Genomic DNA, 12,879 nt, shown 5'->3' on the forward strand with positions numbered 1-12,879 from the left:
CGGACGGCGGCCAGCCCCGTCAGTGTGATGCCTTCACGTGGCGCCGTCTGATGCGGGGCTCCGGAATTCCTCGCCGGGGGCGTCCGAGCCGTTTGTCAGGCGGTGGCGGCGGGGGTGTGGAAGTAGTGGCCCTTGTCGAGGTCCTCGAGGAGGCCGGGGCGGGTCGGCTGCCAGTCGAGCAGTTCGCGGGTCAGGGTGTTCGTCGCCGGGGCGTCGGTGCCGAGGAAGGCGCCCAGCCAGGTGAAGTGCTCGGCCGCGGCCTCGGGGGCCACGGAGGCGACCGGGACGTCGAGATGGCGGCCGATCACCTCGGCGATGTCGCGGATGGTGACGCCCTCCTCCGCGGTGCCGTGCAGCACCGATCCCGCCGGGGCCTTCTCGACCGCCAGGCGGAACAGCCGTGCGGCGTCGAGCCGGTGGACGGCCGGCCAGCGGTTGGCGCCGTCGCCGATATAGCCGGAGACGCCCTTGGCCCGGGCAGTGGCGACCAGAACCGCCATGAAGCCCGGGTCTCCTTCGCCGTGGCAGGTCGGGGCGAGCCGCACCACGGAGGAACGCACGCCGCGTGCGGCGAGGGCGAGCACCGCCTGGGCGGTGGCCGATCGGATCGAGGTCGGCGAACCGTCGATCGTGGGGGTGGTCCGCTCGGTCGCCACCCGTCCGGGCGCGAGGCCGGCCAGGCCGCCGGCGAGGACGAAGGGGCGGTCGGTGTCGGCCAGCGCGTCGCCGAAGGTGTCGACGGCGCGGCGGTCGGCCTCGGCGGCGCCCTGGAAGTCGCCGGTGAAGGCGATGTCGTGCTTGAAGGCGAGGTGGATCACCCCGTCCGAGGCGATGGCCGCGTCCCGCAGGACGTCGAGGTCGTCGACGGTGCCGCGGACGACCTCGGCCCCGGCCGTGGTGAGCGCGGCGGCGGAGGCGTCGGAGCGGGCGAGCCCGAGGACCTGGTGTCCCGCGTCGAGGAGGTCGGGAACGAGGGCGGAGCCGAGCCAGCCGGACGCGCCGGTCACAAAGATGCGCATGGGGAACCCCAGACCGTGTTGATGTCAGTTACTGTCATCAACGCTACACCTGATGTCATGGACTGTCATCGCGTAAGATCCGCGCATGAGTAGGTGGCAGCCGGACGCGCGGGGACGCATGGCGCAAGCGGCGCTCGAGCTGTACAGCGAGCGCGGGTACGAGCAGACCACTGTGGCGGAGATCGCCGGACGGGCGGGGCTCACGGAGCGGACCTTCTTCCGGCACTACGCGGACAAGCGCGAGGTGCTGTTCGCCGGCTCCGGCGAGCTGGAGGAACTGTTCGTGCGGGCGGTCGCCGAAGCCCCGGAGTCCGCGGCGCCGATCGACGCGCTGGGGGTGGGCCTGGACGCGGTCTCCGAGGTGTTCGAGGACCGCCGCGAGTTCGCGCGCAAGCGCCAGGCCGTGATCATGGCGAACTCGGAACTCCTGGAGCGCGAGCTGATCAAACTCGCCTCGCTGTCGGCCGCGCTCGCCGACACCCTGCGCCGACGCGGGGTCGCGGAGCCGGCCGCGAGCCTGGCCGCGGAGGCGGGCCTCGCCGTCTTCAAGGTCGGCTTCGAGCGCTGGGTCCTGGTGTCCGAGGAACGCGGGATGGCACAGGTGATGCGCGAATCGCTGGACGAGCTCAAGGCCGTGACCGCGGGCGCCTGAGCGGCGCACCGGCGGCCCCGGCGGCTTGGAGAGCGAGCGATGAGGTGGTCGGCGACCGGGGCCGGGTCAGACCGTGGACAGGTCGATGGCCCGGTCGATGTCGTCGGGCCGCAGCACCCGCAGGATGCCTTCGAGCAGGTAGTAGTCGGCGTACGGAAGCGAGATCTCGATGCCGTCCTCGCTCGGCCGATTGCGGGTGCAGCGCGCCACGACCGCATCCGCGCGGGTCGACTTCCTGGTCAGACAGGTCTCCGACAGCGCGGTGAGCACCTTCAGCGCCTCCTCGCGGTAGCGCGGTTCGCCGGTCGCCCGCGACAGGTCGAGCAGGCCGCAGGCCATGACCGCCCCCGCGGAGGCGTCCTTGATGTCGTGGGGCGCTTGCGGCGCGAGATAGTCCCACACCGGCACGTGGTCCGGGGTCAGCGCGCCCAGGGCGAAGTCGGCGAGTTTCCGTGCGGTGGTGAGGAATTCCCGCTCGCCGGTCCGGCGGTAGATCGTGGTGAATCCGTAGATCCCCCATGCCTGCCCGCGTGACCAGCAGGAGGCCGGGCTGTAGCCCTGTACGGTGCCCGGGCCGAGGGGAGCGCCGGAGGCCGGGTCGAAGTCGTAGACATGCGGGGTCGACCCGTTCGGGCGGAGGAAGTTCCGCTGGGTGGTTCTCGCGTGCTCCACGGCGATGTCGAGGTACTTGCCGTCCCCGGTCTGGCCGCTCGCGAACGCCAGCAGATCGAGGTTCATCATCGTGTCCATGATGACCCGGCCCGCGTTCGCCGGATCGTTCAGCGCTCCCCAGGCCCGGATGAAACGGCCCTGCGGGTTGTACCGCCGGATCAGCGAGGAGGCCGCCCGTATCGCGCCCGTCCGCCACGTGTCGTCGCCGGTGAGCCGCCACGCGGTGACCCACGAGGGGTAGAAGAGGAATCCGAGGTCGTGGGTGCCGGTGTCGTTCTGGCGCGGGGCGAGCTTTTCCGCGGAGGCGAGGGCCAGGGTACGGAACCGCTCCTCGCCGCTGTGGAGCCAGGCCATCCACAGGGTGCCGGGCCAGAACCCGCCGACCCAGTCGCCGTTTTGGGAGTACGTCCACTTCTCGAACTTCGTACCGACCGGAAAGCCACTCACCCCCGGTGCCACCGCGCGCAGCTTCGCCACCGCGTAGTCCGCCGTCTCACCGAGCGTGGCGGCATGGCCGGGAACCTTCTGTGCGGCCTGCGCCGGGGGAGCGATCGAGGTGGCCGCCACCGCCGTACCGGCCGCGGTGGTCAGCAGGGCTCGCCGGGAAACGCTCATCAGTGCCCGTCCTTCACGAAGGGGAATCCGACAACGACATGCGGTCCGTGCGTGTGCTCAGCCGCCTGTGGGGCGCGGGCGAGGTACCCGCGCCCCACAGGCGAACTGGTGGAGCTGGTGGAGCTGGTGGAGTGCGTCAGGGAAGCCGGGGGATCAGGGGTACTCGGTCACGTTCGCGACGTTGCTGCCCGCATCCGAGGGGCCTCCCGTGCCATTGATGACATGGTTGATCGTGCCGGTGCCGCCGAGTGAGACGGTGACCATGTCGTGGAATTTCACATCCGGGGTCTGGGGGACCTCGAAGGCGTGCTCGGCGGTGACGGACTTGTTGGTGTTGAAGAAGCAGTAACTGCCCAGGCCCCATGCCTCATGGCGCTTGACCGAGTCGGCCACCTTGTAGGCGGCGTATCCCTTGGTGGAGCCGTTCATCCAGGCGTCCTGGTTGGGCGGGTCGTAGGGCATCTCGTTCTGGTAGAAGTACGTGCGGCCACCCTCGCCGTTCCAGGTGGTCTGGTGCTTCTGGTAGTGCTCCACGAACAGGCCGTACATGGTCACGTCGTCGCCGTTGACGACGAGCCCCTGGTCGGCCGTGTTGGAGTCCCAGCCGACGCCGTCACCGTGGTCGGCGCGCCAGATCCATGTGTGGTCGCCGATCACGTTCGAGCTGTTGACCACCAGGCTCGTGGACGCCTTGCCCACGCCCGCGCCGCCGACCCGGAAGAACACATCGTGCAGCGAGGTGGGGTTGTCGGCGTGGCTCGCGGACGAGCCCTTGGGGCCGACCTCCATCAGCGTCTCGGAGTTCTCGGTGCCCGCGTCGATGAGCAGGCCCGCGAGCTTGACGCCGTCGACGTCGGCCACCGTCATCGCCGAGACCCCGTTGTCGGGAATCAGCGTGGCCAGCCCCAGGCCCAGCACGACGGTGTCGGGGCGGGTCACCTTCAGCGGCGCGTCCAGGTGGTAGACCCCCGGGGTGACGAGCAGGTGCTTGCCCGCGTCCAGCGCCGCGTTCATCTCCTCGGCCGTGTCACCCGGCTTCACGATGAAGAAGTCGTCCAGCGGGATCGATGTGCCCTTCGGCGCACCGGAGGACCAGGACGTGCCCGTCGAGTCCTTGCGCACGTCCGGCGCGAACACCTTGTACGCGCCGTCGTCGTCGACGTACAGGAACGGCTTCTCACGGGACACGGGTGTCTTGTCGACCCGCGTGTACGGCGGGTTGGGGAAGTTCCCGGCCGGGGCGTTCTGCGCGCCGACGAACACCATGTTCCAGTTGGAGCCGGTCCAGCTGCCCCATTCGGTGTTGCGGGAGAGCCACTGCTGCTGCGACCCGGACTTCACCTGCCCGTCGACCTTGGTGTCGGCCAGCAGACCGCCGCTGGACCAGCCGCCGTCGTCGAGCTGCAGATCGCCCTTCAGATGCATGCGGCGGTACGGGGCGGCCTGCGATACGGCCCAGCGGTCCGCGCCGCCATCCGGGTTGACGGCGAGGTTCTCGGCGTCGCGCCAGAAGTTCTGCGTGGCGTTGCCGTCGAACCAGTCGGCCTCGGCGTGCACCTGGCCGTTGATGGTGGTGTCGTCGGGCGACAGGCCCAGGCCCGCCACCTGGGTGTAGAAGCCGACGTTGGCCTTGACGTCGTAGGAGCCGGGCTTGAACAGCAGGGCGTGCCGGGCCTGGCCGAACTGGTTCTTCTCCTGCTCGCCGAAGACCGAGTCGAGCTTGCCCTGGATGTCCTGGGCGGACATGGACGGGTCGAAGATCTGCACATTGGGACCGAGGTCCGGTTCGGCGTCCGCGCCGTGCGCCGCCGGTACGGTCAGCGCCGCCGCGGCGGCCCCGGCCAGCGCGGCGAACGCGGCGGTCCAGCCGGCGATACGGCGGCGTCCGCGACGCCCGCGCCCGGTGGTGTCGTTCGTCATGGTGGTGTGTCTCCCTCAGCCCTGGTACCGGGCGAATATTCCGGTGAACTGCCAGGGCTCCTGGGCGACTCCGGAGCAGGTGTCGTCGTTCGGGTAGGCGCCGGGGCAGGGGCGGTCCCGGTTGACGGACCAGAAGGAGAGCCGCGACAGGTGGTGCTGGGAGGCGTAGTCCAGGATCGTCTCGAAGTCGTCGGTGGAGACGGTCTCGTTGACGTCGGTGATGCCGTTCATCGAGGACAGGCCGCTGTGCCGGTACGCGTCGTCGTCGCTGTAGCCGTAGGCGCCCTTGACGGCGTTCTTCAGACCGTCGGTGGCCTGTTTGGTCAGCTCGCCCATGTTCTGGCCCTCGCCGCCGAAGTCGAACGGCATGATGGTCCAGCTATCGGCCTCGAAGTCGGATTCGGCGGCCCGGCGGATCATGCTGTCGTCGGGGCCGTTCTGATCGCTGGGGAAGGTGACGTAGGTGAGCAGCCCCGGGTTGTCGGCCTTCACCTGCTTCAGGGCGTCGATCGTCTTCTGCTGGACGGCCGGGTCGTTGTAGGCGTCGCCTTCGATGTCGATGTCGATGGCCTTGAGACCGTAGGCGTCGATGACCTTCTGGTAGGCCCCGGCGAGGGCCTTCGCGTCGGCACAGGACTGCTCCAGCTTGGCGCCGCTCGCGCCGCCGAAGGACGGCACGACATCGCCGCCCTTGGCCCGTATGGCCTTCACGGTCTGCTCGTCGGCCCCGCCGGTCAGCGGGCGGCTGCCGTCCCACTGCGGGGAGCAGTTGCCCGAGTCGAGGACGAAGGCGAGGGTGAACCAGCTGACGCCGGTGGCGTCCATCACCTCGCCCGGGTCCGGCGGGTTGCCCCATCCGTTGTACAGGTAGGGGGCCACGGCGGCGGGTGCGGCGGACGCCGAGGTGGGGGCCTCGCCGGGGCTTTCGGCCCAGGCGACCGCGGTCGTGCTCGCGACGGCGGCCACGGCGGCCACGGCCAGGGCGGTCCGCCGCCGGCGGCGGCGCTGCGCGCGGTCCTGGGCGGTGGATTCTTCGCGGTGGTTCATGTGGGGGGATGCCTTCCTCAGACGCGGACGGGCCCCGGCAGTGGGCATGTCCGTCGGACAGGCGCCGCCGCAGCCCGCGACATGCGGTTTTCGGCCGGAAGGTCACGGCCGGACTCTCGGCCCATATATTTCGGGAGTTGAACGCGTCCCGTCAATAGGTCCGCACCAATGAAGTGACGTGCCTTCAAGGGGCGAACTCGCGCGCCGCGTCGCGTCGGCGAACACCTCAGGTGTCGGCCGAACGTGGCGTGTCCACGGATGCGGGGATCCGGCTGTGGATGTCCTCGAGCAACCTCAGCATGGCCATGCGGAAGATCTCGGCCTGGTGGTCTCCGATGAAGGAGGTGTGCCCGAACACCTCCAGCACGACGAGGCCGTGCATATGTCCCCACGCGCTCAGCAGGAGAGCGTCCGCGGGCGGCGGCAGCGCATCCGGGTCCTCCCCTCGCACCTGTTCCAGGAGTGCCCGGAGCGAGGACGAGAGCGCGGGGGTGTCGGCCGCGGCGAGTTGCGCCGTGGTGAACCCACCGAACAACTCGCGCTCGAAGATCGCGCTCATCCGGCGCGTCGCCTGGGTGGTCGGGCCCTCGACGGGTGCCGCGTAGTCCCGCAGGGGCGTTCCGTAGAGGAGCTGGAACCGCTCGGGGTGAGCGATGGCCCAACGGCGGTAGCCCTCGGTCGCGACCACCAGGCGTGGCAGGCCCGGGTAGTCCGCAGCGGTGTCGATCGCTGCCTGCACGGCATCGGCCAGGTCGTCGTAGGTCTTGGTGATGAGCTCGGTGACGAGGGCCTCCCGACTCGGAAAGTAGTGGTAGAGCGCCTGCACGGTCATTCCGAGGCTGCGGGCGATCGCGCGCAGGGACAGGGCCGCGGGGCCGTGTTCGGTGATATGGCGCTCGGCGGCGTCCAGGATCTCCCGGGTGGCGGCGGCCCGGCGTCGCTGACGCAGGGAGGGCGGGGCCGTTGTGCGTTCGTCTGCGGGCATGCGGCGACCGTATGACGGCAACTCCGGCGGGTCATCGGAAAATTGAGCACCGTTAGGGAAATCTCACACTGCCAAAGACCGGACCTCCTCACTTAACGTCGTTGCGGCGACGAAGAGTGCGAAACCGACCCCGCACGTGGTTCTGACGGGCGAGGAGCCTCCGCGCGGCACCGCGCCGGCCCCCTCATGCCACCGGGCTGCTTCACGTCGCTTTTCACCGCAAGGACATAAAGGAGATCGTGCGTGTTTGAACGCATAGCCGAACTGGCGATTCGCCGGTCCCGGCTGGTACTCGTCGTCGCCGTCGTGGCGGTGGCCCTCATGGGCGCCGCGGGATCCGGCGCGTTCACCAAGTTGCTGGGGGGCGGCTTCGACGACCCGGCCTCCCAGTCCACCCGCGCCGGGAAGGTCATCGACGAGAAGTTCGGCGGCGAGACCAACCTGGTCCTGCTGGTCCGTGCCACCGACGGCCGCATCGACACCCCGGCCGCCAGGCAGAGCGGCCGGAGTCTGGTGGCCGACCTCAAGGACGAGAAAAACCTGGCGAACATCGTCTCGTACTGGGATACGGGCAGCACCGACCTCCGCTCCCGGGACGGCCGCGAGGCCATGGTCCTCGCCCATGTGAAGGGCGACGAGACACAGCAGCAGGAAAACGCCCGGGACATCCTCGACGCCTACAGCGGGCCATACAAGAACGCGCTCACCGTGCAGGCCGGAGGCGGCGCCGCCGTGGGCGGCGACATGTCGCAACAGGTGGTCGACGATCTCGTCCTGGCCGAGACCATCGCCGTACCACTGACCCTCGTGCTGCTCCTGTTCGTCTTCGGCAGCGTGGTCGCGGCCCTGCTGCCGCTGGCCATCGCCCTCATCGCCATCATGGGCTCGTTCGCCCAGCTCTCCTTCCTCGGCAGCGTCACCGACGTCTCCGTCTCCGCCACCAACCTCACCACGGCCCTGGGCCTCGGACTGGGCATCGACTACGCCCTGCTGATGATCAGCCGCTTCCGGGAGCAGCTCGCGGCGGGGGCGGGCGTGGACGACGCCGTCCGGCAGACGGTCGACACCGCGGGCCGCACCGTCGCGTTCTCGGCCGCGACCGTGGCCGCCGCGCTCGCGGCGCTCCTGGTGTTCCCGCAGTACTTCCTGCGCTCGTTCGGCTATGCGGGGGTCGGTGTGGTCGCTCTCGCGGCCATCGGCACCCTGTTCGTGATGCCGGCCCTGTTCGTCGTCCTGGGGCACCGGGTCAACAGCGGGCGGCTGCCGTGGGCGAAGCCGGGGCACACCGGCGCTCGGGCATCCCTGTGGGGGCGGCTGGCCCGCACCGTCATGCGGCGGCCCGCGCTCACCGCGCTGCCCGTGCTCGCGGTCCTGCTGCTGGCGGCGAGCCCACTGCTGGGGATCACCTTCGGCACACCGGACGAACGTGTCCTGCCCGAGGGCGCCGAGAGCCGCCAGGTCGCCGCGGCACTGCGGGAGAACTTCAACGGCAGCGACGACGCGGCCCTCCACGTCGTCATCGACCAGCCCCTGAACAAGGCCCCGTTGGCCGCGTACGCGGCCCAACTGTCCCGCCTTGAGGGCGTCGTCCGCGTCGAGACCAGTGCGGGAACCTACGCCGAGGGAGGCTCCACGGCGGCCGGCCCCGGCAACGCCGTCCTCGGCCGCCCCGACGCGCAGCGGATCAGTGTGGTGAGCTCCTTGCCACCCCGGTCGGACGAGGCCCAGAGCCTGGTCGACGAGGTGCGGGCGGTCACCCCGCCCGGCGGATCGCAGCCCCTGGTGGGCGGGGTCGACGCCGAACTGGTCGATTCCAAGGACTCCATCAGCGGCCGGCTCCCGATCGCCGTGGCCCTGGTCGCCCTCACCACCTTCGTCCTGCTCTTCCTGTTCACCGGCAGTGTCGTGCAGCCGCTGCGTGCCCTGGCCCTCAACGTGATCAGCCTGGGAGCGACCCTCGGCGTCATGACATGGATCTTCCAGGACGGGCACTTCTCCTCCCTGCTCGGCTTCTCGGCGCAGCCCATGGAGGTGTCGATGACCGTGCTGATGTTCTGCATCGCCTTCGGCCTCTCGATGGACTACGAGGTGTTCGTCACCAGCCGGATCAAGGAACTCCACGACCTGGGCGAGGACAACGAGTCCGCCGTGGCCAACGGTCTTGGGCACACGGGACGCATCGTCACCGCGGCGGCCTGCCTGCTCGCGGTGAGCTTCTTCGCCTTCGGCACCTCCAAGATCAGCTTCATGCAGATGTTCGGCCTGGGCAGCGGGCTGGCCATCCTCATCGACGCCGTCGCCGTACGCGGTGTCCTCGTCCCCGCCGCGATGCGCCTGCTGGGCCGCTCGGCCTGGTACGCGCCCGGCTTCCTCCGCAAGATCCACGGACGGTTCGGCCTCAGCGAAGGCGGCCCCGCGCCCGTGGCGGCGCCGGGGTCCGCGGCGGAGCCGCCGTACGCGGAGCACTCGACGCGCGTCTGACGTCGCGCGACCGCGCCCCGCTGTGCCCGCCTCCACCCCACGGGAGGCGGGCACGGGCGTTGACGAGCAGCGCGGCGCCGCGCACTGACCGGGGAGAACTGATCGGGGGCAACTCCCGCCCCAGGTCGGGAGGTTGGCGTCTCAGATGGCCGCGCGGATGGCCCGTTCGAAGCCCTCGACGTGGTTGCCGGCGAGCTGTGCCGCCTTGTCGGGGTCACCGGCGACGATCGCGTCGATCAGCGGTCCGTGCTCTTCGACATGGCCGGCCACGTCGGACAGGCGGTCGATGAACAGGCACCAGATGCGCGTGGCCAGATTGTCGTGGCGGACGAGGGTGTCCTCCAAGTACGGGTTGTGCGTGGCCGCGTAGATGGCGCGGTGGACCTGAAGGTCCAGGTGCATGAGGTCGGCGGCGGCGTGCCCGCGCGGATCCACGCTCTCCAGCTCCCGCCGTAGGGCCGTCAGCGTCGCACGGTCGGTGGCGGTGGCGCGCCGCGCGGCCCGGGCGGCGGCCAGGGGCTCCAGCTCCTGGCGTACCTCCGAGATATAGGCCAGGTCGGTGATGTTGACCTCGGTGGCGAAGGTGCCGCGCCGGGGGTAGGTGGTGATGAGGCGCTCGTACTGGAGCCGCTTGAGCGCTTCGCGCACCGGCGTCCGCCCGACGCCGAGGGACTGTGCCAACTGGTCCTCGTTGATCGGCGCGCCCGGGCGGATCTCGAGCATGACCAGACGGTCCCGGATGGCGCGGTAGGCGCGCTCGGCGAGGGAGAGCTCCTCGCCGTCCCCGGGCTCGGTCGCCACGTTCCGCATGAGGCCCCCTTGACCTGTCCGGCGAGCTCCCATACCTTACCGCACAGGCTGATATATCAGTTGCCGATCAGTGGTCCAGTAGTTCGCCTCCCAGGATGGTGCGCACATGGCAGCGAACCCGCCCACCGAGGTCACCACCCCTCTCTCCGTCCCGCTCAGCGAGCTCGACCCGGAGGTCGCCGCCGCGGTCGACGCCGAGCTGCACCGGCAGCGGTCGACCCTCGAGATGATCGCTTCGGAGAACTTCGCCCCGGCCGCCGTCATGGAGGCCCAGGGTTCGGTCCTGACCAACAAGTACGCCGAGGGCTACCCGGGCCGCCGCTACTACGGCGGCTGTGAACACGTCGACGTCATCGAGCGGTTGGCCATCGCCCGGGTGACGGAACTCTTCGGCGCCGAGGCCGCGAACGTGCAGCCGCACTCGGGCGCCCAGGCCAACGCGGCCGCGATGTTCGCGTTGCTGCGGCCCGGCGACACGATCCTCGGCCTCGACCTCGCGCACGGCGGGCATCTGACCCACGGCATGCGCGTCAACTACTCCGGCAAACTGTACAAGGTCGTGCCGTACCACGTGCGCGAATCCGATCTGCGCATCGACATGGACGAGGTCGAGCGGCTCGCGCTCGCCCACCGGCCCAAGATGATCGTCGCCGGCTGGTCGGCCTACCCCCGCCGGCTGGACTTCGCCGCGTTCCGGCGGATCGCCGACGAGGTGGGCGCGTATCTGATGGTGGACATGGCGCACTTCGCCGGGCTGGTGGCCGCGGGCCTCCACCCGAGCCCGGTGCCGTACGCCGATGTCGTGACGACCACCACGCACAAGACCCTCGGCGGCCCGCGCGGCGGGGTGATCCTCAGCCGTGCCGACCTGGCCAAGAAGATCAATTCCGCGGTCTTCCCGGGGCAGCAGGGCGGCCCGCTGGAGCATGTCATCGCGGCCAAAGCGGTGGCCTTCAAGGTGGCGGCGGGCGAGGAGTTCGCGGAGCGCCAGCGGCGCACCCTGGACGGCGCCCGCATCCTCGCCGGACGGCTGCTGGCCGACGATGTGGCCGAGGCCGGGATCACGGTGCTGACCGGCGGCACCGAGGTCCATCTGGTCCTGGTCGATCTGCGCGCCTCCGCGCTCGACGGGCAGCAGGCCGAGGACCGGCTGCACCGCGTCGGCATCACCGTCAACCGCAACGCGGTGCCGTTCGACCCCCGTCCGCCGATGGTCTCCTCCGGGCTGCGGATCGGCACCCCGGCCCTGGCCACCCGGGGCTTCGGCACGGTGGAGTTCCGGGAGGTCGCCGACATCATCGCGCAGGCACTGATGGACGAGCGGCTCGGCGACGAGCGCACCGGCCTGCTGCGTGACCGGGTCGAAAAGCTCGCCACCGCGTTCCCCCTCTATCCCCGGCTGCCCCACCCGCCCCACCCGCCCCACCCGCCCCGCCCGAACGGAGACGCGGCATGACCGCCACGCCGCTGCCGGAGCATCCGGACTTCCTCTGGCGCACCCCCGAGCCGCGCTCCTCGTACGACGTCGTCATCGTCGGCGCGGGAGGCCACGGCCTGGCCACCGCCTACTACCTCGCCCGGAACCACGGCATCACCAATGTCGCCGTCCTGGAGAAGGGCTGGCTGGCCGGTGGCAACATGGCACGCAACACCACGATCATCCGCTCGAACTACCTGTGGGACGAGAGCGCGGCGATGTACGAGCACGCGCTGGGGCTGTGGGAGCGGCTCCCGGAGGAGCTGGACTACGACTTCCTGTTCAGCCAGCGCGGCGTCCTCAACCTCGCACACACCCTCCAGGACGTCCGCGAGGGCGTGCGCCGGGTGGGCGCCAACCGCCTCAACGGAGTCGACGCCCAGTGGCTGGAGCCGGACGAGGTCGCCAAGGTCTGCCCCATCCTCAACGTCTCGCCCCGCACCCGGTATCCGGTCCTCGGCGCCACCTTCCAGCCGCGGGCCGGTATCGCCAAGCACGACCACGTCGCCTGGGCGCTGGCCCGCCGGGCGGACGAGATGGGCGTGGATCTGATCCAGGGGTGCGAGGTCACCGGCTTCCTCAAGGACGGCGACCGGGTGATGGGCGTCGAGACCAGCCGCGGCCGCATCCTCGCCGGCCGGGTCGGTCTCGCGGCCGCCGGGCACAGCAGCGTGTTGGCCGAGCGGGCCGGTGTCCGGCTGCCGGTGCAGTCCCATCCGCTCCAGGCGCTCGTCTCCGAACTGCACGAACCGGTCCACCCCACCGTGGTGATGTCCAACCACGTGCATGTCTACGTCTCGCAGGCACACAAGGGCGAGCTGGTGATGGGCGCGGGCGTCGACGCCTACAACGGCTATGGGCAGCGCGGTTCGTTCCACGTGATCGAGCGGCAGATGGCCGCCGCCGTCGAGCTGTTCCCCGTCTTCGCCCGCGCGCATGTGCTGCGGACCTGGGGCGGCATCGTCGATGTCACACCGGACGCCTCCCCGATCATCGGTACCACCCCCGTCGAGAACCTCTACGTCAACTGCGGCTGGGGCACCGGCGGGTTCAAGGCCACCCCGGCCGCCGGCTGGACCTTCGCCCACACCATCGCCACCGGCGAGCCGCATCCGCTGAACGCCCCCTTCGCCCTCGAACGCTTTACGACGGGCGCGTTGATCGACGAACACGGCGCCGCGGCCGTGGCCCACTGAGGAGG

At 70.4% G+C, this 12,879-nt stretch carries 10 protein-coding genes; 4 read left to right on the forward strand and 6 right to left on the reverse strand.

From position 1 onward, the window contains the following. Positions 1–95: 95 nt before the first annotated feature. Entirely contained in the window at positions 96–1,019 is a 924-nt protein-coding gene (locus J5X86_RS14725) for an SDR family oxidoreductase (protein ID WP_208517222.1), read from the reverse strand. A gap of 85 nt (positions 1,020–1,104) precedes the next feature. Between J5X86_RS14725 and J5X86_RS14730 the strand changes: the two genes are divergently transcribed. Next, positions 1,105–1,671: a TetR/AcrR family transcriptional regulator gene (locus J5X86_RS14730; protein WP_208517223.1), complete on the forward strand. Its 567-nt coding sequence runs from the start codon at positions 1,105–1,107 to the stop codon at positions 1,669–1,671. A gap of 66 nt (positions 1,672–1,737) precedes the next feature. On the opposite strand, the gene J5X86_RS14735 is transcribed toward J5X86_RS14730, so the two are convergent. The 4 genes from J5X86_RS14735 to J5X86_RS14750 all read right to left on the reverse strand — a co-directional run bounded on the left by J5X86_RS14735 (position 1,738) and on the right by J5X86_RS14750 (position 6,910). Next, a complete protein-coding gene (locus J5X86_RS14735; protein ID WP_208517224.1) occupies positions 1,738–2,958 on the reverse strand; it encodes a glycoside hydrolase family 88 protein in 1,221 nt (406 codons plus the stop codon). A 153-nt stretch (positions 2,959–3,111) separates the two neighbouring features. Continuing rightward, positions 3,112–4,878: a coagulation factor 5/8 type domain-containing protein gene (locus J5X86_RS14740; RefSeq protein WP_208517225.1), complete on the reverse strand. Its 1,767-nt coding sequence runs from the start codon at positions 4,876–4,878 to the stop codon at positions 3,112–3,114. A gap of 15 nt (positions 4,879–4,893) precedes the next feature. Continuing rightward, the gene (locus tag J5X86_RS14745; protein ID WP_208517226.1) at positions 4,894–5,925 is read right to left on the reverse strand and encodes a chitinase; all 1,032 of its coding nucleotides are present in this window, start codon (positions 5,923–5,925) and stop codon (positions 4,894–4,896) included. 226 nt (positions 5,926–6,151) lie between these two features. Next, positions 6,152–6,910 (reverse strand): TetR/AcrR family transcriptional regulator, encoded by a 759-nt coding sequence (locus tag J5X86_RS14750; protein ID WP_208517227.1) that lies wholly within the window; start codon positions 6,908–6,910, stop codon positions 6,152–6,154. Between the two features lie 243 nt (positions 6,911–7,153). Here J5X86_RS14750 and J5X86_RS14755 point away from each other — a divergent pair, with 243 nt between their 5' ends. Then, a complete protein-coding gene (locus J5X86_RS14755) occupies positions 7,154–9,391 on the forward strand; it encodes an MMPL family transporter (protein WP_208517228.1) in 2,238 nt (745 codons plus the stop codon). Positions 9,392–9,532: 141 nt separating this feature from the next. On the opposite strand, the gene J5X86_RS14760 is transcribed toward J5X86_RS14755, so the two are convergent. Next, positions 9,533–10,201, reverse strand: a complete 669-nt coding sequence (locus J5X86_RS14760) for a GntR family transcriptional regulator (protein WP_014059074.1) — start codon at positions 10,199–10,201, stop codon at positions 9,533–9,535. Positions 10,202–10,307: 106 nt separating this feature from the next. On the opposite strand from J5X86_RS14760, the gene glyA reads away from it, so the two are divergent. Then, entirely contained in the window at positions 10,308–11,657 is a 1,350-nt protein-coding gene (gene glyA / locus J5X86_RS14765; RefSeq protein WP_208517230.1) for a serine hydroxymethyltransferase, read from the forward strand. After that, positions 11,654–12,874: a sarcosine oxidase subunit beta family protein gene (locus J5X86_RS14770; protein WP_208517232.1), complete on the forward strand. Its 1,221-nt coding sequence runs from the start codon at positions 11,654–11,656 to the stop codon at positions 12,872–12,874. Before glyA ends, J5X86_RS14770 begins: the two co-directional genes overlap by 4 nt. Positions 12,875–12,879 lie beyond the last annotated feature (5 nt).

The organism is Streptomyces sp. NEAU-YJ-81 (genome assembly GCF_017592595.1).
Classification (GTDB): domain Bacteria; phylum Actinomycetota; class Actinomycetes; order Streptomycetales; family Streptomycetaceae; genus Streptomyces; species Streptomyces hygroscopicus_B.

Coding starts and splice junctions, on each gene's coding strand:
- J5X86_RS14725 (WP_208517222.1), bottom strand. CDS start 1,019: ATGCGCATCTTTGTGACCGGCGCGTCCGGCTGGCTCGGCTCCGCCCTC.
- J5X86_RS14730 (WP_208517223.1), top strand. CDS start 1,105: ATGAGTAGGTGGCAGCCGGACGCGCGGGGACGCATGGCGCAAGCGGCG.
- J5X86_RS14735 (WP_208517224.1), bottom strand. CDS start 2,958: ATGAGCGTTTCCCGGCGAGCCCTGCTGACCACCGCGGCCGGTACGGCG.
- J5X86_RS14740 (WP_208517225.1), bottom strand. CDS start 4,878: ATGACGAACGACACCACCGGGCGCGGGCGTCGCGGACGCCGCCGTATC.
- J5X86_RS14745 (WP_208517226.1), bottom strand. CDS start 5,925: ATGAACCACCGCGAAGAATCCACCGCCCAGGACCGCGCGCAGCGCCGC.
- J5X86_RS14750 (WP_208517227.1), bottom strand. CDS start 6,910: ATGCCCGCAGACGAACGCACAACGGCCCCGCCCTCCCTGCGTCAGCGA.
- J5X86_RS14760 (WP_014059074.1), bottom strand. CDS start 10,201: ATGCGGAACGTGGCGACCGAGCCCGGGGACGGCGAGGAGCTCTCCCTC.
- glyA (WP_208517230.1), top strand. CDS start 10,308: ATGGCAGCGAACCCGCCCACCGAGGTCACCACCCCTCTCTCCGTCCCG.
- J5X86_RS14770 (WP_208517232.1), top strand. CDS start 11,654: ATGACCGCCACGCCGCTGCCGGAGCATCCGGACTTCCTCTGGCGCACC.